Source organism: Aurantimonas aggregata, from assembly GCF_010500835.1.
GTDB lineage: Bacteria > Pseudomonadota > Alphaproteobacteria > Rhizobiales > Rhizobiaceae > Aurantimonas > Aurantimonas aggregata.
Genome location: NZ_JAAAMJ010000001.1, coordinates 411,664 through 434,935, shown reverse-complemented (window position 1 = coordinate 434,935; position 23,272 = coordinate 411,664). Strand labels below are relative to the sequence as shown.

Below are 23,272 nucleotides of genomic sequence, written 5' to 3'. Positions count from 1 at the left end.
CGTCTCAGCCGAAGGCCGGGCCGCCGGGGGAGAGGCGCATGCCGTGGCGCAGGCGCGTGAACGGGAGCGCCGCCGGGTCGACCGGCATCGGCCCCGGCGCGGCGCAGACGAGGATGGTCTCGGCGATCGGTTCGAAATCGGCGCGGAAATGCACCGAGCTCTTGTTGACGAGGATCGCCTGCTCGGTCGGCTCGATGCCGACGAAGCGGTACATTTCCTGGTCGGCCATCTGCGCCTTGCGCGAGCCGACGACGATCCTGACTTCACCGATGCGCAGGCACGCGGAGGGGCCGAGCTGCATGCGCGCCCCGCCATAGAAGGGCCCCGCGGCGACCAGCTGCCCGTCGGAGAGGGATTCGACGATGAACGCGGCCTCGAAGGGCGCGTCACCGGCGATGCCGGACTTGCCGCCGAGGCCGAGCGAGACCGTGGCGCCGACGCCGGCGCGGTGCGCCTCGGCGGCCGCCTGCGGGTCGACGATGACGCCGATCGCCGCGCGCTGGGCGTCGGCCGTGACCAGTGCGCGAAGCATGCCGGTCGTGTCGGAGTCGCCGCCGGCGCCGGGATTGTCCTGGGTGTCGGCGATGACCACCGGGCGACGGGCATTCGCGGAAAGGGCGATGGCCTCGGCGACGCCGGCATCCGGCGCGAACACTTTGCCGGCGAAGTCGGTCTCGCGACGGCTGATGGCGTCAAGCAGAGCATCGGCGGCGCGGTCGGCCGCTTCCTGGGTCGGCGCGTAGGCGACGATGCTCGGCCCGCAATCGGCAAAGTCGGCGGCCGGGAATCCGGTGAGCAGCGAGATCGAGGCGATACCGTCGGCCTCGAATGGCGGCAGGGACGCGTAGAGGCTGCGGCAGGGCTCCATGCCGGTGCACTGCCAGGCGATCGGGATGAGGAACGGCACCTGGCGGAAGGCCTTTGCGTCGCGCTGGCCGTCCAGCCGGCGTCCGAGATAGGCGGCGGCGCGGCGGCCGGTCTCGGCCATGTCGACATGCGGATAGGTGCGATAGGCGATCAGCGCGTCGGCGGCGTCGACCATCGTCTGCGTGACGTTGGCGTGCAGGTCGAGGCTGGCGACGATCGGCACGTTCGGGCCGACGACGGCGCGCACCCGCGCCAGCAACTCGCCTTCACCGTCGTCGACATGCTCGGCGACCATGGCGCCGTGGAGGTCGAGATAGACGCCGTCCAGCGGGCCGGCGGCCTCGATGCCGGCGATGATGCGCCCGGCAATGTCTTCGAACGCCGCTTCCGTGACGTGGGCCGAGGGGCTGGCGGCGCACCACAGGGTCGGCACGAGGTCCCAGCCTTCGGCCTCGGCCGCCTCGACGAAGCCGCATATCCCCATGTTGACGTCGCGTGTCGCCTCGATCAATGCCGCGCCTTCGCTCAGCGCCGGCCAGCCGCCGCCCTCGATGAAGGCGTCAATGCCCGCCTTGCTGGGGCCGAAGGTGTTGGTCTCATGCATGAAGCCGCCGACGGCGATGCGCGGTTTGGTCATCTTGGGGTCCTAGATGCGGGGGTCGGCGGCGAGCGTCGCGGCAAGCGGGCGAAAGTTCGGAAAGTCCCAGTCGCGGCCGGGGGCGGCCTCGATCAGCTCGCGCGTGTAGTCCTGGCGGGGGTGGCGGAGGACGGCCTCCGCCGGGCCGTATTCGACGACGCGGCCCTTCTGCATGACGGCGACGTCGTCGCAGATCTGCGCCGCGACCCGCAGGTCGTGGGTGATGAAGAGAATGGCGACGCCGAGCCGGGCCTGGATGTCGTCGAGCAGGTCCAGCACCTGCGCCTGCACCGACACGTCGAGCGCCGAAACCGCCTCGTCGGCAACGAGCACGTCCGGGTCCATCGCGAGCGCCCGCGCGATGGCGATGCGCTGGCGCTGACCGCCCGAGAACTGGTGCGGGTGCCGGTCGAGGACGTCGGCGGGCATGCCGACGAGCTCCAGCAGCTCGGCCGCGCGGCTGCGGGCCGCTGCGCGCTTGGCGCCGTAGTTGATCGGCCCTTCGGTGATGCTGTCGCCGACGGTGATGCGCGGGTTGAGCGAGCGGTTGGGATCCTGGAAGATCATCTGGATGCGCTTGCGGTACGGTCGCAGCGCGTTGCGCGAAAGGCTGGAAATGTCCTTGCCGCCGACGCGCACGCTGCCCGCGGTCGGGTCGATCAGGCGCATCACGCAGCGCGCCACGGTGGATTTGCCCGAGCCGCTCTCGCCGACGATGCCGAGGGTGCGGCCCCGGCGCAGGACCAGGTTGACGTCCTCGGCGGCGACGGTTCCGGGCCTGGCGCGCAGGAAGGATTTCTGCCGGTAGACCATGCCGAGCTCGACGGTCTCGAGCACCGTCTCGTAGCTCTTGTCGGCGCGCGGCGAGCGCGGCAGCAGCGCCGGGACGGCGGCCAGCAGCGCGCGGGTATAGGCCTCTTTCGGGTCGCTGAGAATGGTCTTCGTCGCGGCCGTCTCGACGATGTCGCCATGGTGCATGACGCAGACCCGGTCGGCGATGTCGGCGACGACGCCCATGTCGTGGGTGATGAACAGGACGGAGGTGCCGAGCTCTGCCTGGAGTTCACGCACCAGCTTGAGGATCTGCTTCTGCGTGGTGACGTCGAGCGCCGTGGTCGGCTCGTCGGCGATCAGGAGCTTCGGCCGCAGGATCAGCGCCATGGCGATCATGATGCGCTGGCGCTGGCCGCCGGACAGCTGGTGCGGATAGGAGCCGTAGATCCGCTCGACGTCGGGCAGGTGCACCTGCTCGAGCATCTCCAGCACACGCCGGCGCTGCTCGCCGGCACCGAGGCTGGCATGCGCCTTCAGGACTTCCTCGATCTGCCGGCCGACGGTCAGCACCGGGTTGAGCGCCGTCATCGGCTCCTGGAAGATCATCGACATGCGGGTGGCGCGCAACTGCTTCAGGCGCCGCGGACCGGCGGCAAGAACGTCCTCGCCCTCCAGCCAGATGTGGCCGCTCCGGGCGACGAGGGCGCCCTTCGGCAGAAGGCCCATGGTGGCGAGCGAGGTCACCGACTTGCCCGAGCCGCTTTCGCCGACGAGGCAGACGGTCTCGCCGCTGCCGATCTCCAGCGAGATGCCGTTGAGGATCGGCACCGGGTAGCGGCCGCCGGTCTCGACCACGAGGTTCTCGATGCGCAGGATGGGGGTGCTCATCGGGCGGCTCCACGCTGCTTCATGCGGGGGTCGAGCAGGTCGCGGGCGGTATCGCCCAGGAGGTTGATCGACAGGATGCAGATCGAGAGGAACAGGCCGGGCCAGAAGATCAGCGAGGGCTTCAGCTGGAAGTAGACCCGGCCCTCGGACATGATGTTGCCCCAGGACGGCGTCTCGGTGCCGATGCCGGCGCCGAGGAAGGACAGGATCGCCTCGGTCAGGATCGCGGAGGCGCAGATATAGGTGCCCTGGACGATCAGCGGCGCCAGCGTGTTCGGCATCAGATGCCGCCACATGATCTTCGGCAGGCTGGAGCCGACGGCGATCGCCGCCTCGACATAGGGCTCCTCGCGGGCGGTCAGGACGACCGATCGGACCAGCCGCACTACCCGCGGGATCTCGGGAATCGTGATCGCGACGAGAACGGTCCAGAGGCTGGCGCCGGCCAGCGACACGACGGCGATGGCGAGGAGGATGCTGGGGATCGCCATCAGCCCGTCCATGATCCGCATCAGGATCGCGTCGAGCGGGCGGAAGAAGCCCGACAGCAGTCCGAGCGGCAGGCCGATCCCGACGCTGACGACGGCCGCCCCGATGCCGACGATCAGCGAGATGCGGGCGCCGTAGACGATCCGCGAGAACAGGTCGCGGCCATAGGCATCGGTGCCGAGCAGGAACATCTCGCTGGCCGGCTGCAGCCGCTTCGACGGATCCATCTGGATCGGGTCGTAGGGAGCGATCAGCGGCGCGAAGATCGCCAGCATCACGATCAGGAACAGCATGATGGCGGCAAGGGTCGCTGCAATGCCGATGCCGCGTCCGCCGGTGAGGGATGGGAAACGCCGGCGCACCAGCGGCTCCGCCCGAGCCTCGACTTGGGTCATCAATAGCGGATCCTCGGGTCCAGGAATGCGTAGGAAAGGTCGATCGCGAGGTTCACCAGCACGTAGATGCCGCTGGTCAGGAGGATCAGGCCCTGGATCACCGGATAGTCGCGGGCGAGGATCGCATCGACGGTCAGGCGGCCGAGGCCGGGAATGTTGAAGACGCTCTCGGTGACGACGACGCCGGAGATCATCAGCGCGAAGCCGGTGCCGATGACGGTCAGGATCGGCACAGCGGCGTTGCGCAGCGCATGGCCGAACAACACGGCGTTTTCGTCCAGCCCCTTGGCGCGGGCGGTTCGGACGTAGTCCTCGCCGAGCACGTCGAGCATGGCGGCGCGGGTCATCCGGGTGATCAGCGCGATGTAGATCGAGGCGAGCGTCAGGGCGGGGAGGATCGCGCGTTCGAGGAACGGTCCGACTCCTTCGGAGATGCTGCGGAAGCCCTGGACGGGGAGGAGCTTGAGCTCCAGTGCGAAGATCTGGATCAGGATGTAGCCGATCACGAAGACCGGGATGGAGAAGCCGACGACCGAGGCGGTGGTGACGAGGTTGTCGATCCAGCTGCCATGCTTCCAGGCCGCCAGCACGCCGAGCGGCACGGAGATCAGGATGGTCAGGGTGATGGTCAGGAGCGCGAGGCTCACCGTCGGCTCGAGGCGCTGGCCGATCAGCGTCGTCACCGGCGTACGCGAGATCAGCGATGTGCCGAAATCGCCGGTGAGGAGCTGGGTGCTCCACGTGACGAACTGCGTGTAGAGCGGCTCGTTGAGCCCCAGCGCTTCCCGGATATCGGCCAGCTGCTGCGGCGTCGCCATGTCGCCGGCGATGATCGCCGCGGGGTCGCCCGGCGTCAGGCGCAGCAGCAGGAAGACGAACAGGGCGACGACGATCATCACCGGGATGGCGGCGAGCACGCGGCGCACGAAATAGGCGAGCATGGCGTCAGGGCTCCACGGCAGGAGGAATGCGGGCCGGACAGGCGGGCGGCTTTCGCGTCTCGCCTGCCCGGAAGCGGCCTACTCGGCCTTGGAGATGTCCCAGAACAGCGGCACGGGAGACTTCCGCACGCCGGACAATTCGTTGCGCCATGCCGACGGGCTCAGATACTGGCCGAGCGGGATGTAGTTGACGACCTCATAGGCGTGCTGGTGGAGCCGCGTCGCGATCTCCTGGCGCTCCTCGTCGCTCGTCGCCTGCACGAACTCCTTGCGCATCGCCTCCAACTCCGGATCGTCCGGCCAGCCGAACCACGCCTTCTCGGTGCCGCCGCCGTTGAGCATCGGATTGATGATCGGGTTCCACACTTCCGGGATGACCCAGTTGGTGAAGAACATGTTCCAGCCGCCATCGGCGGGCGCTGCCTGGCTGGCACGGCGGGTGACCAGCGTCTGCCAGTCCATCGGCTGCAGGTCGACGGTGAAGCCCGCCTCGCGCAGCAGCTGCGCGGCGACCACCGGCTGCGGGCTGACCGAGGAGACGTCGGTCGGCTGCATCAGCACGATCGGCGTGCCGTCATAGCCGGCTTCCGCGAGCAGCGCCTTTGCGCCCTCGACATCCGAGCCTTCCATCATGGTTTCACCACCGGCGTCGGTCGCCAGCGGCGTGTCGCAGCCGTACATGGAAGCGCAGACGCTGTAGTAGTCGGGGTTGCCGATAAGCGCGCCGAGCACGTCGGTCTGGTTCAGCGCCAGCATAGCTGCGCGGCGCACGCGCACGTCGTCGAAGGGCGCATGCAGCCAGTTGAGCCGGCCCATCGTCTGGTAGCCGAGCGTGTTGAGGACGTCGACGGTGATGTCCTCGCTGCCCTCGAGCAGCGGCAGGAGGTCGATCGGTGGCTGCTCCATGTAGTCGATCTCCCCGGAGGTCAGGGCGTTGATCCCGGTCTGGGCGTCCGGCATGTTGACCCAGACGACGCGGTCGACCAGCACGTTCTTGCCGCCGGCGGTCCAGCTCGCCGGTTCGGAACGGGGGACGTAGTCCTCGAACTTCTCGTAGACGACGCGCACGCCCGGCTCGTACTCAGCGTCCATGAAACGGAACGGCCCGGAGCCGATGTGCTCGGCGACGGCTTCCGTCCCCGGCGTCGACGCCATCCGCTCCGGCATGATGAAGGCCGGCACGGCCGACGGCTTGGCGATCAGCTCGATGACGTAGGAGAACGGCTCCGAGAGCGTGAGGACGACCGTCTTGTCGTCGCTCGCCTCGATGCTCGCGGTGTAGCCCATCAGCATCTGGCCGCCGCCGTCGCGTTCGGCCCAGCGCTTCAGCGAGGCGACCACGTCGGCCGCCTTGACGTCGGCGCCGTCGTGGAACTTCAGCCCGTCACGCAGCGTGAACGTGTAGGCCATGCCGTCGCCGGAGACGGTCCACTCGGCCATCTGCGGCTGCGGCGCCTGGTTCTCGTCCACCGCCAGCAGGGTGTCGTAGATCATGTAGCCATGGTTGCGGGTGATGTGCGCCGTGGTGATGATCGGGTCGAGCACGCGAAGGCCCGAATGCATCACGGCGCGGATCTCCTGCGCGAAGACGGGGGAGGCGACGCCGATACTCGCCAGCGCGATGGCCGAGGCCAGCAGATGCCTGCGCAGGCTTCCTTGCGGGACGGCCGTTCCGAGGGATCGAAGATGCTTCATGTGCCCTGCTCCTTTGTTGCGGTGGGATTGCGTGCGAGGCCGCCTGCGGCGGACCTGCGGCTCATGGATGGTCACTGGCACCCGAAGGCTCGGCGACCGCGTCTCCCCAGGGCGACATGATCTCGGTGGCGCCGAAATTCTGGGCGCCGCGACGCATCACGCCGGCGGGGCAGGCGAAGGAATTCGGATAAACCGTGCGCGGTGCCGTCACGACGCGGCGGGTTTGGCCGAGCGCGGCGAGGATCTCGGGCGACAGCGCCTCGTCGGCGATCACCGCCGGGCCGCCACTGGCGTCGATGCGCGGGTGATGGAAGGCCGCGTCGAGGTCCAAGCCGAAATCGATCAGGAAGGACGAGAGCTGCGCCACCGCCGGCAAGATCTTGCGCCCGCCCGACGCGCCGATGGCAAAGCGTGCGTCGGCCGTCTCGCCGATGACCGGGCAGACATTCATCAGGCAGCGCTTGCCGGGGCCGAGCGAGTTCGGCTTGCCCTGCTCGGGATCGAACCACATGATGCCGTTGTTGAGCAGGAGGCCCGTCGAGGGCGAGACGACCCGCGAGCCGAACACCGACAGCAGCGTCTGCGTCATCGCCACCATGTTGCCGTCGCGGTCGACGACTGAGAAATGCGTCGTGCAGGTCGGGCTGTGCGGCGCCTCGTTGTCGCCCATGCCGGCGAGGCGGTCCTGGTAGGCGCCCGCGAAGGCATCCGCATAGGCCCCGAAGCTGTGCCCGTCGGGCTGATCCAGACCCGTCATGTCGCCTTCGCCGAGGCGCGCGAAGACGTCGGCGAAAGTCGGGCCGGCGGTGAGGTTGCCCGGCAGGTAGAAGCCGCCGTCGCGATAGGGCGTGCGGGCGATTTCGGCGATCGTGGCGTGATAGGCGGAGAGGTCCTCGGCAGAGAGCGATCCGCCCTTGGCCTGGACATCGGCGGCGAGCCTGCGGCCGATCTCGCCATCGTAGAATTCGCGGTGGCCGCGTTCGGCAAGGACGGCAAGGGTCTCGGCCATGGCCGGATTGGGGACGCGCCGGTCGACCAGGGCGGTCCAGCCCGGCACCGGCGGCCACATGCCGTCCTCGAGGAACAGCGCTGCCGCATCGGCGTCGCGGGCCAGCGACCGGGTGTTCGACGCCAGGATCAGCGCCGCATACCAGTCGATCCGGAGCCCTTCCCGGGCAAGAGCGATGGCGGGCTCGAGCAGCCCCTGCCAGGGCCGCCGCCCGAAGCGTTGATGGGCGATGCCGATCCCGTCGACGAGCCCCGGCACGGCAACGGCCGTGGCGCCCTCGACGTTGCGATCGTCGACGACGGCCTTCCAGGGAAACAGATCCGAGGCGACCCCTTCGCCCGACAGGGGGTAGTCGGCCGGGTCGAGGCCTGCCGGCGCGCGCATGCCGTAATGGACGCAGTAGGCCTTCTGCTCGGCCTCGCGCCATATCATCATCGCGCCGCCACCGGCCGGGCCGCTCATCCACGGCTCGAGCACGCCCAGCGCAAAGGATGTCGCGACAGCGGCATCCAATGCGTCTCCGCCCTCGGCGAGAACGGCAGCGCCAGCTTCCGCCGCGAGCCGGCTCTGCGCCGCGACGATCCCGGCTTTCGATCGGATCGCCGGTTTGCGGATCGTCTGCGAGCGGGAGAACGCGTTCATCGGGCTGGCCATCCGCCAACGGTTCGAACGCCCGAGCGGCGATGCTCGGCTGGCGATTTCGACGAAGCCCGGACTGCCGCAGGTATCATAATGTGATATCCATCACTGTAATATGCTAAGCTACGCATCAGGTCACGAAGTAGTCAACACCGCACCCTGCGCATAATTTGTGCAGCGCATCATGACGGAACGGCAGATGGATACGATCACTCCCAAGCAGGACACGCTGTTCGTCTCATCCCTCGAAAAGGGAATGCGGGTGCTCGCCGCCTTCGACGAGGCGCACACGGACATGGGATTGCGCGAGTTCGCGCTCGCCACCGGGCTCGACAAGAGCGCGACGCAGCGCTTCGCCAACACCTTCCATCGGCTCGGCTATCTGGAGAAGGATCCGCAGACCCGGCGCTATCGGCCGGCAATCAAGTTCCTCGAACTCGCCAACGCCTTCCTGTTCGCGGACGAGACGGTGCGGGCGGCGATGCCACGGCTGATCGACCTGCGGCAGGCACTGGGCGAAACGGTGAATCTCGCGCTGCTCGACGGCGACAGCATCGTCTATGCCGCCCGCATGCCGAATGCGCGCACCAGCTACGCCGCGACCATCGTGGGCCGCCGTGCCCCGGCGCTGAATACCTCCAGCGGCCGGGCCATGCTCTCGCTGCGACCGCCGGAGGAGCGCCGCCGCTGCGCCGAGGAATGGCCGATGAAGCGCTATACGCAGAACACCGTGATGGACCGGATGGCGGTGCTCCGGCTCATCGACGAGGCGGCCGAGACCGGCTATGCGATCGGCTACGACGAGCTGCTGATGAACGAGGTCGGAATCGCCGCCCCGGTGCGCGGCAACCGGCGCGCGGCCGCGATCCAGTGCTCGGTGTCCGGCCTGAAATGGGATCGCGCCCGGATCGAGGCCGCCCTCGTGCCGCAACTGGTGGATGCCGCCAATTCGCTGTGACGAAGCGGTTTCGCGGCTCCCGTGCGCACCACCCTGCGCGCGGGCTCGGTCAATCGAGCGGAACGCTCTCTTTCAGAGCAGCGGGCTCAGAAGGCGGGCGAGGTTTTCGGCAAAACGCCTTGGCCGCGAACGGCGCTTCCAGTCCTCCAGCAGCAGCTGCCGACTGCCCGTGATCGCCCGATCCTGGGTTGCGTCGAGCATCATCGTCGTCGCCTCGTCAGGGATCAGCAGGCTGACCTCCTCGTTCAACTGGAACGAGCGCAGGTCGACATTGCTCGAGCCGATGATCGACAGGCGCCCGTCGATGCTGACATTCTTGGCATGCAGCAGATAGTTCTCGAACAGATAGATCGAGACCCCGGCCGCCAGGAGATCCTCGTAGTAGGATTCCTGCGCCAGCCGCACGAGCCGCTGATCGGCGACGGCCGAAACGATGATGCTGACCCTGACGCCGCGCAGCACCGCAGTGCGCATCGCGCCCATCAGTTCTTCCTCAGGGATGAGATAGGGCGTCGTCACCACGACCGAGTGCTGCGCCGTGTGGATCAGCCAGACCAGCAGCGTGGCGAAACCCTCCAGCGCATAATTGGCGCCGCTCGGCAGGATCTGCGCGACGACGGCGCCGGCAGGCGCCGGGACGTCGACGGCATTGCAGAGCATGGTTTCGGTCTCGAGGAACCAGTCGGCGACGAACACCGCCGTCATCGCCGCGACGACCGGGCCGACGACGCGCACGACGAGTTCCTGGTTGGTGACGCCCGGCCGGAAATCCTTGGCGACGATGTTCTGCGAGCCGGCATAGCCGATCGCCCCGTCGATGACGAAAAGCTTGCGGTGGTTGCGCATGTCGCCGCGGGTGCGCCGGTGCAGCAGCCGGTAGGGCAGGGCCTCGCGGACCTCGACGCCGGCCGAGCGGAGGCGCGAGACGGTGCCGCGGCGCCAGCGATGCGACCCGACCGGATCGAGCAGGACGTGGCATTTGACGCCGCGGGCGACGGCCCGCGCCAGCGCGTCGATGACCTTCATGCCCGTCGCGTCGTCGGCGAAGATGTAGACCAGCAGCCGCACGGAAAAGCGCGCTGCGTCGATGTCGGCGACGAGCCTGTCGATGGTCTGGTCGTATCCGTCCATCAGCTCGATGGCGTTGCCGCCGATCGCCGGGAACCCGCCGACGCTGTCGGCCAGATCCACCGCCTTGCGGTTCTGTGCATTCGGGATCCGCAGCCCTGCGGGGCGCATGCGGGCGTTGGTGTCGGCGAAGAACGGTGCAAGCCGACGGAAGCGTTCGGCGCGCCATTGCGCAAAGGCGGGACGGCCGATCGCGGCATAGATGAGGACGCCGGGTATCGGCAGGAAGAAGATGAAGAGCAGCCAGCTCCGGGCAGATGGCGAGTTGCGCCGGCGCGGCACCACGGCGAGCATCGCCAGCCGGATGATCCATTCGCAGACCAGATAGATGAGACCCAGATGGTCGGTGACGGCAGCGATCATGGCGCCACCATAGCCGCGCCGCCGGCGGCGAGACAGGGGCATGATCCTGACATGAACGGCGACGTCCGGTCACCCGCCGGTCCACCAGAGGGTCGCGGCGGCGACGCCGGCATAGCGCACGACCTTGCCGATGCTCACCAGCACGACGAACGGCAGGATCGGCGTTCGTAGGGCGCCCGCGACCACGGTCAGCGGATCGCCGATGATCGGCACCCAGGCGAACAGAAGCGTCCACAGCCCGTAGTGCCCGAACCAGGACGCTGCCTGCCCGTAGGCCTTTTCGGACACGGGAAACCAGCGCCTTCCCATGAAGCGGGCGAGGAAACGTCCGCAGAGCCAGTTGGCGAGCGAGCCGGTGACGTTGCCGAAGGAGGCGGCTCCGACGAGCAGGATCGGCTCGCCGTAGCCGTTCGCCAGCAGCCCGGACAGCAGCGCCTCCGACGATCCCGGCAGCAGCGTCGCCGCCAGGAACGAGGCCAGCATCAGCCCGCCGTAGAGCCCCGGATCACCCATGGTGATGCCCTATCCGCGGGCCGCCGCCGGCGGTTATTCCGCAGCTTCCTGGTAGTCTTCCATTGGGGGGCAGCTGCAGACGAGGTTCCGGTCGCCATAGACGTTGTCTACGCGGTTGACCGGCGCCCAGTACTTGTCGACGCGAAACGCGCCGGGCGGGAAGCAGGCCTGCTCGCGGCTGTAGCTCCGGTTCCACTCGCCGACGAGATCTTCGACCGTGTGCGGCGCGTTCTTCAGCGGGTTGTCGAGCCTGTCGGAGCGGCCCTCCTCGATGGCGCGGGCCTCCTCGCGGATCGCCAGCATGGCGTCGCAGAAGCGGTCGAGCTCCGCCTTGGTCTCGCTCTCGGTCGGCTCGATCATCAGCGTGCCCGGCACCGGAAAGCTCATGGTCGGCGCGTGGAACCCGCAATCGATCAGGCGCTTGGCGATGTCGTCGACGCTGACCCCGGCCTTTTCCTGCAGGATCCGCGTGTCGAGGATGCATTCATGCGCCACCCGGCCGTTCTCCGCCGCATACAGCACCGGATAGGCATCCCTCAGCCGGCGGGCAATGTAGTTGGCGTTGAGGATCGCGACCTTGGTCGCCTGGGTTAGGCCGGCGCCACCCATCATCAGGCAGTAGCTCCAGGAGATCGGCAGGATCGATGGCGAGCCGTAAGGCGCCGCCGAGACGGGCCCGGCCTCGCCGCCGGTCGCGGGATGGCCCGGCAGATGCGGCACCAGATGCGCCTTGACGCCGATCGGCCCCATGCCTGGCCCGCCGCCGCCATGCGGGATGCAGAAGGTCTTGTGCAGGTTGAGATGGCAGACATCGGCGCCGAAATCGCCCGGCCGCGCCAGCCCGACCAGCGCGTTCATGTTGGCGCCGTCGAGATAGACCTGGCCGCCATGCGCGTGGACGATGTCGCAGAGCTCGGCGACCCGTCTCTCGAACACGCCGTGGGTCGAGGGATAGGTGATCATGCAGGCGGCAAGTCGCTCGCCGTGCTGCTCGGCTTTCGCCCGAAAATCGCCGACGTCGATGTCGCCGTTTTCGGCGGTGCGGACCGGCACCACCTTCATGCCGGCCATCTGCGCCGAGGCGGGGTTGGTGCCGTGGGCCGATGTCGGGATCAGGCAGACGTCACGCTCGGCGCCGCCATTCTCGCGGTGATAGGCGCGGATGGTCAGCAGGCCGGCATATTCCCCTTGGGCGCCGGAATTGGGCTGCATCGAGACCGCGTCGAAGCCGGTGATCTGGCAGAGCTTGGCGCAGAGATCGTCGATCAGCGCCTTGTAGCCGAGCGCCTGGTCCGCCGGCACGAACGGGTGCAGCTCGGCAAATTCCGGCCAGGTGATCGGCAGCATCTCGGCCGTGGCGTTCAGCTTCATCGTGCAGGAGCCGAGCGGGATCATCGAGCGGTCGAGCGCGAGGTCGCGGTCCGAGAGCCGGCGCATGTAGCGCGTCATCTCGCTTTCCGCCCGGTTCATGTGGAAGACCGGGTGGGTCATGTAGGCGGTGTTGCGCAGCAGCTTTTCCGGCAGGCGGTAGGTGAGCGGGAATTCATCCACCGTCATGTCGCCGCCAAAGGCACGCCAGACCGTCTCGATATTGCCGGGGCGGGTGCGCTCGTCGACGCTGATGCCGATCCGGTCGTTGCCGATCTGGCGCAGGTTAACCCCGCCGGCGACGGCGGCATCGAGGATCACCCGCTGCAGCCGGCCGACCTCGACCGTCACCGTGTCGAAGAACGCATCCGGCTCCACCTTGTAACCGAGTTTCTCCAGCCCGGCGGTGAGGAGGACGGCGCGCTGGTGGACACGCTGGGCGATCGCCTTGATGCCGGACGGTCCGTGGAAAACGCCGTACATCGCCGCCATCACCGCCAGCAGCACCTGCGCGGTGCAGATGTTGGACGTCGCCTTCTCGCGGCGGATATGCTGCTCGCGCGTCTGCAGCGCGAGGCGGTAGGCGCGGTTGCCGCGCGAATCCACAGAGACGCCGACGAGGCGGCCGGGCATGGCGCGCTTGTGCGCATCCTTGACCGCCATGAAGGCGGCGTGCGGTCCGCCGTAGCCCATCGGCACGCCTAAGCGCTGCGCCGAGCCGATGGCGATGTCGGCGCCCATCTCGCCCGGCGTGCGCAGCAGCGCCAGGGAAAGCGGGTCGGCGGCCATGATGGCGATCGCATCGGTACGATGAAGCGCGGCGATGACATCGCCGAAGTCGCGGACGTGGCCGTATGTGCCCGGATACTGGACGATGGCACCGAAGACGGCGGTCGCATCGAGATCAGCGAAGGGATCGCCGACGACGACCGACCAGCCGAGCGGCTCGGCGCGGGTGCGGATCACCGCGATGGTCTGGGGATGGCAGTTCTCGTCGACGAAGAAGACGTCCCGCTTGGCCTTGGCGACGCGGTGCGCCATCGCCATCGCTTCCGCCGCCGCCGTTGCCTCGTCGAGCAGCGAGGCGCTGGCGACATCGAGGCCGGTGAGATCGGCGATCATCGTCTGGAAGTTCAGCAGGGCCTCGAGCCGGCCCTGGCTGATCTCCGGCTGGTAGGGCGTATAGGCCGTGTACCAGGCGGGGTTCTCGAGGATGTTGCGCTGGATGACCGGCGGCGTGATCGTGCCGTGATAGCCCTGGCCGATCAGCGACACGAGGTTGCGATTCATGTCGGCGGTCTCGCGCAGCGCGTCGAGCGCCTGGCGTTCGGTCATCGCCGGGCCCCATTCGAGCGGCGCCTTCTGGCGGATCGAGGCCGGCACCGTACTGTTGATGAAGGCGTCGAGACTGTCCGCGCCGACGACCTTCAGCATCGCTTCCATCTCGGCCGGGGAAGGGCCGATATGGCGGCGGTTGGCGAAGTCGTAGGGCTCGTAGTCGGTGTATTCGAAGGTCATCGGATCAGGCCTGCCCGACCATCGCGTTGTAGGCGTCCTCGTCCATCAGCTCGGCGGCGGCACTGGCATCGGCGAGCTTCATCTTGAAGAACCAGCCGGCTTCGCCCGGGTCGCTGTTGACGATCGACGGGTCGTCGACGATCGCCTGGTTGATTTCGACGATCTCGCCATCGAGCGGCGCGTAGATCTCCGAGGCGGCCTTGACGGATTCCACCACGGCGGCATCGTCGCCCTTGGCAAAGTTCGTGCCGACGGCCGGCAGCTCGACGAAGACCAGATCACCCAGCTGCACCGAGGCGTGCGGGGTGATCCCCACCGTCGCCACGTCGCCCTCGATCCGCAGCCACTCGTGTTCCTTGGTGTATTTCAGCATTGGAAAATTCCTTCAGTGTCTACCGGCGCTTGTAGCCGGGCGTGACGAAGGGCAGGGATGTGACGGTGACGGGAAGCCGCTTGCCGCGGACCTCCGCAAAGAGCCGGGTGCCCACTCCCGCCTGCTCCGTCGGAACGTATCCCATGGCGACCGGCGCCTCCAGAGACGGCGCGAAGCCGCCCGAGGTGACGCGGCCGATCGGCTCGCCACTCGCCTCTTCGGCAAAGAGCGGCGTCTCGGCGCGGATCGGCGCCTTGGTCTCGGGACGCAGGCCGACGCGCCGCCGCGCAGCGCCCGCCGAGAGCTGCTTCAGGATGATGTCGGCGCCGGGAAAGCCGCCCTGGCGATCGCCGCAGGCGCGCCGGATCTTCTGGATGGCCCATTCGAGCGAGGCCTCCACCGGCGTCGTCGTGGTGTCGATGTCGTTGCCGTGCAGGCAGAGACCGGCTTCCAGCCGCAGCGAGTCGCGCGCACCGAGCCCGACGGGGGCGACGCCGTCGATGGCGAGCAGCGCCTTGGCGAGGCGTTCCGCGTCGGCCGCCGGGACGGAAATCTCGTAGCCGTCCTCGCCGGTATAGCCGGAACGCGAGACGATGCAGCCGGCACCGACCAGGTCGACCGCGCGAACGTCCATGAAGCGCATGGCAGCGACTTCCGGCGCAAGCGTCGCGAGGGCAGCCTCCGCCGCCGGTCCCTGCAGGGCGAGCAGCGCCCGATGCGGCAGGTTCTCGACGATGCAGGTGGTGGCGAGGCCAGCTTCGAGATGCGCCAGGTCCTGGTCCTTGCAGGCGGCGTTGACGACGAGGAACAGGTGGTCGCCACGGTTGGCGATCATCAGATCGTCGAGTATGCCGCCGGAATCGTCGGTGAACACGCCGTAGCGCTGACGGCCTTCGGCGAGACCGGCGACGTCGACGGGCACCAGCGTCTCCAGCGCCAGCGCCGCATCGCGCAGATTGCCGGAGCGCGGCCGGATCGCGATCTGTCCCATGTGCGAAACGTCGAACAGCCCGGCGGCGCTGCGGGTGTGAAGGTGTTCCTTCATGATGCCGGCAGGGTACTGCACCGGCATCGAGTAGCCCGCGAACGGCACCATCCGCGCGCCGAGCGAGACGTGCAGGTCGGTGAGCGGTGTTCGCTTCAGATCCGTCATGGGCGCCAGCTCCTTGTGAAAGTCGCGATTCGTCCCTCGGACGATAGGCAGGATGGTGGGTAGTCGCAGTCGGGCTGCGCGTCTACCCCGGAGCCGTGGTTGCCAGCGCGGCCATCACGGCGCGCCGGCAAGCCAGCACCGCTTCGTGATCATCGGTCGGCGCCCGGCCTGCGGCACGCGTCGTGTGCAGCAGCGTCGCCACCGCCTCTGCGACCGCCGTCAGGCTGACCGGCGCCATGCCGATGCGGGCAGCAAGTTGGCTGCCGAAGCGCAGGCCATGGCTACCCGGCTCGCCCGGAACCGGGCAGCGGCCGACGAGCAGGTGGCCCCGCTCCAGCGCCGCCATTGCCGCCTTGGTCGCATCGAGGTCGCCGATCGGCACCACGACCTGATGGCTCTGGGCGGGCGCCTCGGGGAGGAGGACGGGCAGGCCGGCCGCCGCCAGCGCCGCTTTCAACGACGTGGCGAGGTCGACGGTCCGGCGTGCGTAGGTCCCGCCGTCGCGGAACTCGGCGAGGGCGCCCGCCAGGGCCGGCAGGCGGGAGAGGTCCTGGTTGGCGAGGAGTGCGCCGTCGACGAAGGCGGCGAAGCGCGCGCCCATCTCCGGGTCGGTGCCGGCGACGATGGCGCCGGTCGGGCCGGCCAGGGTCTTGTAGGTCGACATGGTCAGAAGATCGACGCCGGCGCGCAGCGGGTTGGGGAAGACGCCGCCGGCGGCCAGCCCGGCGACGTGGGAGAGATCGTAGACGGTCAGCGCGCCGGTTTCGCGGGCAGCGCTGACCACGGGCTCGAGCGTGTCGGGCCCGAGCATCACGCTGCGGCCGAGCATGACGAGGCGCGGCCGGTGGGCGCGGATCAGGGCGGCGGCGGCGGGCGCGTCGAGGCACTGGCCGGCGGCATCGAAGGGCAGGTCGACGATGTCGAGGCCGAAGAGCGAGGGTGTGCCGCCGCGGCGCTGGCTGAGATGGCCGCCATCGCTGGCCGCCGGGGCGAGTATGGTGTCGCCCGGCGTCGTGAAGCAGGCGAAGACGGCGAGATTGGCGATGGTGCAGCTCGGCAGACGGCAGTCGGCCCAGGCCGCCTCGAAGACCTCGCAGGCGAGCCGGCTGGTCAGGATTTCGAGCGAGGCAGCGAAGTCGCTGCCCGGCTGCTCCTTGTCGTGCGGCGGGCCCATGTAGGGCATCAGGCTGAGCGTCGCGTCGAAGGCGGATTCCAGCGCCGGCGTCAGGATGTTGGCGCCGGCATAGAGGATCAGCCGCTCGTGGCGGAGGCGATGCGCCTCGCCGCGTACCCGTTCGGCGAGTTCGGCCTGCAAATCGTCCGCGGCCGAGCCGGCGATATCGTCGAAGCGATCGGTTCGGGTCATGCGCGTCCTGCCATCAACGGCCGGCCGCACTCTCTCGGACCGCGCCGGAGGCGAGGAAGCCGTCGACGGCGTCGTCGTCCCAGCCATATTCCGCCAGGACTTCGCGGCTGTGCTGCCCCAGCAGCGGGGCCGGGCGCGTGACACCGCCGGGCGTGCCGGAAAACTTGATCGGCAGGCCGATCGCCTTGACGGGGCCGGCCTTCGGATGGGTGGTCTCGACCACCATCTCGCGATGAAGCGTCTGCGGATCGCGGTGCATCTCGCCGACGTCGAGCACCGGCCCCGCGGGCACGCCCGCGGCCTCGAGCTGCGCCAGCCACTCGGCCGACGTCCGGGTCGAGAAATGATCGTCGAGGATTTCGGCAAGGGCGGGGAGATTCTGCATGCGGCCGTGATTATTGCCGAAGCGCGGGTCGGATGCCAGTTCCTCGGCGCCGATGACCGACAGCATCCGCTCCCAGTTCTTCTGGTTGGCGGCGCCCAGATTGATCCAGCCGTCGGCGGTGCGGAAGGCCTGGTAGGGCGCGTTCAGAGGATGCGCCGAGCCGAGCGGTCCCGGTGCCACGCCGGTGGCGAAGGCGATGGCCGATTGCCAGTAGGTGTGGGTGATGCCGGCCTCGAACAGCGAGGTGTCGACCCTCTGGCCCTCGCCGGTCTGCAGCTTGCGGGCATAGGCGGCGGCGCAGCCGAGCGCGCCGAGAATGCCGGCGGTGATGTCGGTGACCGGCGCGCCGGACTTCACCGGTGGGCGGCCGGCGCCCTCGCCGGTGATCGACATCAGTCCGCTCATCCCTTGCGCGATCAGGTCGAAGCCGCCGCGGCCGGCATAGGGGCCGGTGCGGCCGAAGCCGGAGATCTCGCAGTAGATCAGCCCGGGATTGGCCTTGCGCAGCGTCTCGTAGCCAAGGCCGAGCTTCTCCATCGTGCCCATGCGGTAGTTCTCGATGACGACGTCGGCGGTCTCCAGCATGCGCCGCAGCACGGCCTTGCCGTCCTCGCTCTTCAGGTCGAGGACGATGCCGCGCTTGTTGCGGTTCATCATCATGTAGGCGGCGGATTCGCCGTTGATGTCCGGCGGCAGGAAGCGGCGGGTGTCGTCGCCCTCCGGCTTCTCGACCTTGACGACGTCGGCGCCCATGTCGGCGAGCATCATGCCGCAGACCGGGCCGGCCATGATATGGGCCAGCTCGACGACCTTCATGCCCTCGAGCGGGCCCTTGGCGGCAGCCATCAGCGGCCCTTCCATTCGGGTTTGCGCTTGCCGAGAAAGGCTTCCATGCCCTCCTTGAAATCCTCGCTCATATAGGCCCTGACCACGAGGTCGCGGTCGTTGGCGCCGGCGCCTTCGACGCGCAGCCGCCGCAGCGCTTCCTTGTTGGTGGCGAGCGTGATCGGCGCGTGGCCCGCCAGCAGCGTGGCGAGTTCCCCGGCGCGGGCGAGCAGCGCCGCGTGGTCGGCGACGACCTCCGACACCAGGCCGCAGGAAAGTGCTTCCTCGGCTCCGAGGAGGCGGGCGGTGAAGATGATCTCCTTGGTGCGGCCGGGACCCATCAGGCCCGAGAGGCGCGACAGATTGGCGATCGACAGGCAGTTGCCGAGGGTGCGGGCGATCGGGAAACCGAAGCGCAGATCCGCCGTCGTGATGCGAATGTCGCAGGCTGCCGCGATGCCGGCGCCACCGCCTGTGCAGGCGCCTGATAGCGCCGCGATGATCGGCAGCGGGCAGGCTTCCACCGCGCCCAGCACGACATCCATCTTGTGCTCGTAGTCGAGCGCGTCCTGGTCGGTGGAAAAGCCGCGGAACTGCGTCATGTCGGTGCCGGCGGCAAAGGCCTTCTCGCCGGCCCCGGTGACGACGAGGCACTTTACCGAGCCGTCGGTCGGCACCGTCCGGCAGATATCGGCCAGGCCCTCGTACATGGCGAAGGTCAGCGCGTTGCGGGCCTGCGGCCGGTTCAGCGTGATCCAGCCCGTCGTTCCGCGGATTTCGTAGAGGAGTTCGTCATGACTCATCGGGCTACCTGTAGAAATATTCGACCAGGAACATCGGGACTGCCGGCACATAGGTGCAAAGCAGGAGCACGAACAACAGCACGCCGACAAAGGGCAGGTTCGCCTTCGAGACCTCCCATATGTTCGCCTTGGCGATCGAGCAGGCGGTGATCAGCACCGAGGCGACCGGCGGGGTCTGCTGCCCGATGGCCAGGTTCAGCGTCACCACGAGGCCGAAATGCACCGGGTCGATCCCGGCCTGCTGGATCAGCGGCACGATCACCGGCACGACCAGAATGATCGCCGCGGCGGAGTGCAGGAAGAACCCGATGATCAGGAAGAAGACGTTGAGAATCAGAAGGATCAGATACTGGTTTGACGTGATGTCGAGGATGCCTGCGGCCAGCTGCTGTGGCACGCGCGCCTGGGTCAGATAGCTGCCCATCAGGATCGAGGCGGCGACCAGCAGCATCACCACGGCGGTCTGGATGCCACCCTCGAGCATGGCCTGCTTGAGCTGGCGCCAATCGACCTCGCGGTACCAGATGCCGACGAGGATGGCCGCGACGACGGCAAGGCCGGCGCCCTCGGTGGCGGTGACGAAGCCGCCGAAGATGCCGCCGAGGATGATCACCGGCAGCGAGAAGGTCGGCAGCGCCTCGACGAAGGTCCTGCGCAGCTGGCGGAGGTTGAAGGCCTCCTCCATCGGCAGATTGTACTTCACCGCGTAATAGTAGGCGACGCCCATCAGACCGGCGGCACCGATCAGGCCCGGCACGATGCCGGCGACGAAGAGCTGCTCGATGCTGGTGCCGGCGGCGACCGCATAGAGGATCATCGGGATCGACGGCGGGATGATGATGGCGAGCGAGGCCGAGGACGAGGTGATCGCCGCCGCGAAGGGGGCGGGATAGCCGCGCTTCTTCATCTCCGGAATGATGATCGAGCCCATGGCCGCCACGTCGGCGACGGCCGAGCCGGAAATCTCGGCGAAGAACAGCGACACGCCGACATTGACCATCGCCAGCCCGCCCCGCACGAAGCCGATGACGGCGGAGACGAAGGCGATCAGGCGCCGGGTGATGCCGGTGGCGTTCATGATGGCGCCGGCCAGCACGAACATCGGGATGGCGATCAGGGAAAACGATCGAGCGCCGTTGTACATGTCGAGCGCGATGGTCACGAGCGCGGCGCCGCCGTCGCTGATGAAGACCGCGAGCACGGCCGCCAGCGCCAGCGCGATGGCGATCGGCACGTTGATGCACACCATCGCGACGAGCGCGATGAAGATCACGAACATCATCATGGGTGATGGCCCTTGTCGGGTGAGGCGCCGTGCGCCATCGGCGGGTGCTCGACGGAGCGTCCGGCCATCACGTCGCGCCAGTAGTCGGGGACGCTCAGCAGCTCTGCGACGATGAACAGGATCGCACCGATCGGGATGATCGACTGTGTGAGGGCGACCGGGACCCAGGTCAGGCTGACGAGTGTCTCGCCCTGGAGGATGGCGAGAACCTCCAGCCCCGACCATGCGAGCAGCACGAAGAACAGGATCACCAGCCCCTCGGAGAGGATGACCGCTGCCTTGCGGGCCGGCAGCGGCAGCGAAAGCAGCACGTCGTCGAAGCCGATGTGGCTGCGCTTCAGGGCCGCGAGTGCTGCTCCGTAATAGGTGATCCAGGCGAGGAGGACGCCGGCGATCTCGTCGTACCATGAGAGCGACGCACCGAGCTTCCGATAGATCACCGCGGCGACGACGACGGCTGTCAGGCCCACCATCAGCCCGATCACTACCCAGGTCAGAAACTCGCCCAGGATTCTTGCCAGCTGGCGCAATTTCGCCTCCCGCGTCCGCCGGACGCCGTTTCATCGTCGATGCAGGGAGAAGGGTGCCGGCCGACGCGTCGACCGGCACCCGAAGAAAGGACGCGGATCGCCGAGATCAGGACCCGGCGGCGAGCGCCTGGATGTCCTCGACCAGCTTCTGGCCGCCTTCGACCTGCGTCCCGAACTCCTCGTAGATCGGCGCGGATGCCTCGATGAAGGCGTCCTTGTCGGCCTCGTTCACCGCGACGCCGGCTTCCTCGATCTTGCCGACGAGTTCGTCGTCCATCTGCTGCGAGCGCTCATAGGCGAAGTCGCTGGACTTTGTGGCGCAATCCTGGATGGCGGTCTTCAGCTCATCGTCCCAGCCGTCCCAGTTCCGCGAGGAGGTGGCGAGGAAGGCCGGCGAATAGACGTGCCCGGTCATCGACATGAACTTCTGCACTTCCTGGAAGCGGCCAGAATAGATCTGGGCGAGCGGGTTCTCCTGGCCGTCGATGACCCCGGTCTGCAGCGCCGTGAAGACTTCCGAGAAGGCCATCGGCGTCGGGTTGGCGCCGTAGCTCTGGAACATCTTCACCCGCCACTCGCCCTTCGGCACGCGCAGCTTGATGCCCTGCAGGTCGGCCGGGACGTTGACCGGCTTGGCGTTGCTGGTCACGTGGCGGAAGCCGTTCTCCCAGAAGCCGAGGATCTGGTAGCCGCGGCCCGCGGCGGCTTCGACGAAGGTGTCGCGCTTTTCGTCGCGGACCTTCTTCATGTGCTCGCGGCTCTTGATCAGATACGGCATCTCGAAGACGCCGAAGATCGGCGACACCGAGCTCATCACCGACGAGGGCACGGAAAAGTCGATCTGTCCGAGCTTCAGCTTCTGCAGCATCTCCTCGTCGCTGCCGAGCTGCGAGGAGCCGTACACCTGCACGGTCGCCGTGCCGGTCGCGGCGACGCATTCTGCGAAATTCTCCGCCGTCGCCTCGTAGAGCGAGCCGGGGTCGCCGACATGGCCGAGATCGAGGGTTTCCTGCGCCCCGGCGCCCGCGGTCGGAGCAAGCAGCGCCGCCGCGGCGACGCCGAGCATCAATCTGCGTATCGTCATTGGTCTTCCTCCCGTTATTGTCGTTGGCGGACGGCTCCTCAACCGCCCGTTGGTCTTCTCCGCCTATTCCGCTGCCTGCCGCGCCTCCGTTGGTGCTGCCGCGGCGAGAACCGCCATCGCCGCGTCGACACCGCCAGACCGGTGCTTCACCCCGGCCAGCTTCAGACCCATCTCGACGCCTCCCAGCGTCCCGACGAGCGTGAGGTCGTTGAAGTCGCCGAGATGGCCGATCCGGAAGATCTTGTCGGCGAGCTTCGACAGGCCGGCACCGAGCGACATGTCGAAATGCTCGAGGATCGTCTTGCGGAGCGCATCGGCTCCCTTGCCGTCCGGCATCAAGACGGCGGTGAGGGCGCCGGAATGATGCGCCGGCTCGGCGCACAGGATCTCGAGGCCCCATGCGTCGACCGCCGCGCGCGTCGCCGCGGCATGGCGCTGGTGGCGGGCGAAGACGTTCTCCAAGCCTTCCTCGTCCAGCATCTCCAGTGCCGCGTCGAGGCCGTAGAGCAGGTTGGTCGCCGGGGTGGAGGGGAAGAACCCGTTCGGGTTCATCGCCAGCATCTCGTCCCACGCCCAGTAGGAGCGCGGCATCTTCGCGCCGGCCTGGGCCGCGATCGCCTTGTCCGAAAGGGCGTTGAACGAGAGGCCCGGCGGCAGCATCAGCCCCTTCTGCGAGCCGCCGACGGTGACGTCGACGCCCCATTCGTCGTGGCGAGAGTCGATCGAGGCGAGCGAGGAGATGGTGTCGACGAGGAACAGGGCGGGATGGCCCGCCGCGTCGATCGCCTTGCGGATGTCGCCGATCGGCGAGACGCAGCCGGTGGAGGTCTCGTTGTGGACGACGCAGACCGCCTTGATCTCGTGCTCGGTATCGGCCTTGAGGCGCTCGCCGATCGCCGCGGCGTCGGCGCCGTGGCGCCAGTCACCGGTGATGAACTCGGTCCGCAGCCCGAGCCGTTCGGCCAGCTTCTTCCACAGTGAGGCGAAGTGGCCGGTTTCGTACATCAGCACAAGGTCGCCCGGCGACAGCGTGTTGACGAGCGCTGCTTCCCACGCGCCGGTGCCCGATCCCGGATAGATCACCACCGGATTGGCCGTCTTGAAGACGCTGCGGATCCCGGTCAGCACCCGCTTCGCCATGGCCTGGAAGTCAGGCCCGCGATGATCGATCGTCGGCATGTCCATGGCGCGGAGGACGCGGTCGGGAACGTTGGTGGGGCCGGGGATCTGCAGAAAATGCCGGCCGGCTCGGTAGGTCACGATGGCGTCTCCTCAGGATCGGCGCT

At 68.2% G+C, this 23,272-nt stretch carries 19 protein-coding genes; 1 reads left to right on the top strand and 18 read right to left on the bottom strand.

Annotated elements, in window-relative coordinates:
* Positions 1 to 4 precede the first annotated feature (4 nt).
* The 6 genes from GTW51_RS01940 to GTW51_RS01915 all read right to left on the bottom strand — a co-directional run bounded on the left by GTW51_RS01940 (position 5) and on the right by GTW51_RS01915 (position 8,337).
* Positions 5 to 1,504 (bottom strand): M81 family metallopeptidase, encoded by a 1,500-nt coding sequence (locus tag GTW51_RS01940; RefSeq protein WP_163042183.1) that lies wholly within the window; start codon positions 1,502 to 1,504, stop codon positions 5 to 7.
* Positions 1,505 to 1,513: 9 nt separating this feature from the next.
* Positions 1,514 to 3,166 (bottom strand): ABC transporter ATP-binding protein, encoded by a 1,653-nt coding sequence (locus GTW51_RS01935; protein WP_163042182.1) that lies wholly within the window; start codon positions 3,164 to 3,166, stop codon positions 1,514 to 1,516.
* Positions 3,163 to 4,050: an ABC transporter permease gene (locus GTW51_RS01930; RefSeq protein WP_163042181.1), complete on the bottom strand. Its 888-nt coding sequence runs from the start codon at positions 4,048 to 4,050 to the stop codon at positions 3,163 to 3,165. Before GTW51_RS01930 ends, GTW51_RS01935 begins: the two co-directional genes overlap by 4 nt.
* On the bottom strand, positions 4,050 to 4,991 hold the full coding sequence (locus GTW51_RS01925; RefSeq protein ID WP_163042180.1) for an ABC transporter permease: 942 nt from the start codon (positions 4,989 to 4,991) through the stop codon (positions 4,050 to 4,052). Before GTW51_RS01925 ends, GTW51_RS01930 begins: the two co-directional genes overlap by 1 nt.
* A 78-nt stretch (positions 4,992 to 5,069) precedes the next feature.
* Positions 5,070 to 6,686: an ABC transporter substrate-binding protein gene (locus GTW51_RS01920; RefSeq protein ID WP_163042179.1), complete on the bottom strand. Its 1,617-nt coding sequence runs from the start codon at positions 6,684 to 6,686 to the stop codon at positions 5,070 to 5,072.
* A 61-nt stretch (positions 6,687 to 6,747) separates the two neighbouring features.
* Positions 6,748 to 8,337: a gamma-glutamyltransferase gene (locus GTW51_RS01915; RefSeq protein WP_163042178.1), complete on the bottom strand. Its 1,590-nt coding sequence runs from the start codon at positions 8,335 to 8,337 to the stop codon at positions 6,748 to 6,750.
* 196 nt (positions 8,338 to 8,533) lie between these two features.
* On the opposite strand from GTW51_RS01915, the gene GTW51_RS01910 reads away from it, so the two are divergent.
* Positions 8,534 to 9,292: an IclR family transcriptional regulator gene (locus GTW51_RS01910; protein ID WP_163042177.1), complete on the top strand. Its 759-nt coding sequence runs from the start codon at positions 8,534 to 8,536 to the stop codon at positions 9,290 to 9,292.
* Between the two features lie 72 nt (positions 9,293 to 9,364).
* Here GTW51_RS01910 and cls read toward each other — a convergent pair whose 3' ends face one another.
* The 12 genes from cls to GTW51_RS01850 all read right to left on the bottom strand — a co-directional run bounded on the left by cls (position 9,365) and on the right by GTW51_RS01850 (position 23,246).
* The gene (gene cls, locus GTW51_RS01905) at positions 9,365 to 10,825 is read right to left on the bottom strand and encodes a cardiolipin synthase (RefSeq protein ID WP_246232492.1); all 1,461 of its coding nucleotides are present in this window, start codon (positions 10,823 to 10,825) and stop codon (positions 9,365 to 9,367) included.
* A 27-nt stretch (positions 10,826 to 10,852) separates the two neighbouring features.
* Positions 10,853 to 11,296, bottom strand: a complete 444-nt coding sequence (locus GTW51_RS01900) for a YqaA family protein (RefSeq protein WP_163042175.1) — start codon at positions 11,294 to 11,296, stop codon at positions 10,853 to 10,855.
* Between the two features lie 33 nt (positions 11,297 to 11,329).
* Entirely contained in the window at positions 11,330 to 14,182 is a 2,853-nt protein-coding gene (gene gcvP / locus GTW51_RS01895) for an aminomethyl-transferring glycine dehydrogenase (RefSeq protein WP_163042174.1), read from the bottom strand.
* A 4-nt stretch (positions 14,183 to 14,186) separates the two neighbouring features.
* Entirely contained in the window at positions 14,187 to 14,555 is a 369-nt protein-coding gene (gene gcvH, locus GTW51_RS01890; RefSeq protein WP_163042173.1) for a glycine cleavage system protein GcvH, read from the bottom strand.
* A 19-nt stretch (positions 14,556 to 14,574) separates the two neighbouring features.
* Positions 14,575 to 15,717 carry a glycine cleavage system aminomethyltransferase GcvT gene (gcvT, locus tag GTW51_RS01885; RefSeq protein WP_203565871.1) on the bottom strand — a complete coding sequence of 381 codons (1,143 nt, stop codon included), beginning with the start codon at positions 15,715 to 15,717 and terminating at the stop codon, positions 14,575 to 14,577.
* Between the two features lie 73 nt (positions 15,718 to 15,790).
* Positions 15,791 to 17,074 (bottom strand): beta-eliminating lyase-related protein, encoded by a 1,284-nt coding sequence (locus GTW51_RS01880; RefSeq protein ID WP_163042171.1) that lies wholly within the window; start codon positions 17,072 to 17,074, stop codon positions 15,791 to 15,793.
* Positions 17,075 to 17,087: 13 nt separating this feature from the next.
* Complete coding sequence (locus tag GTW51_RS01875; RefSeq protein ID WP_163042170.1) at positions 17,088 to 18,305, bottom strand: CaiB/BaiF CoA transferase family protein; 1,218 nt, start codon at positions 18,303 to 18,305, stop codon at positions 17,088 to 17,090.
* Positions 18,305 to 19,087: an enoyl-CoA hydratase/isomerase family protein gene (locus GTW51_RS01870; protein ID WP_163042169.1), complete on the bottom strand. Its 783-nt coding sequence runs from the start codon at positions 19,085 to 19,087 to the stop codon at positions 18,305 to 18,307. The genes GTW51_RS01875 and GTW51_RS01870 overlap by 1 nt, the downstream gene beginning before the upstream one ends.
* 4 nt (positions 19,088 to 19,091) lie before the next feature.
* The gene (locus tag GTW51_RS01865; protein WP_163042168.1) at positions 19,092 to 20,372 is read right to left on the bottom strand and encodes a TRAP transporter large permease; all 1,281 of its coding nucleotides are present in this window, start codon (positions 20,370 to 20,372) and stop codon (positions 19,092 to 19,094) included.
* On the bottom strand, positions 20,369 to 20,902 hold the full coding sequence (locus GTW51_RS01860) for a TRAP transporter small permease (protein WP_163042167.1): 534 nt from the start codon (positions 20,900 to 20,902) through the stop codon (positions 20,369 to 20,371). Before GTW51_RS01860 ends, GTW51_RS01865 begins: the two co-directional genes overlap by 4 nt.
* Before the next feature lie 106 nt (positions 20,903 to 21,008).
* Positions 21,009 to 21,986, bottom strand: a complete 978-nt coding sequence (locus GTW51_RS01855; protein WP_163042166.1) for a TRAP transporter substrate-binding protein — start codon at positions 21,984 to 21,986, stop codon at positions 21,009 to 21,011.
* Positions 21,987 to 22,049: 63 nt separating this feature from the next.
* The gene (locus GTW51_RS01850) at positions 22,050 to 23,246 is read right to left on the bottom strand and encodes a pyridoxal-phosphate-dependent aminotransferase family protein (protein ID WP_343033866.1); all 1,197 of its coding nucleotides are present in this window, start codon (positions 23,244 to 23,246) and stop codon (positions 22,050 to 22,052) included.
* Positions 23,247 to 23,272 lie beyond the last annotated feature (26 nt).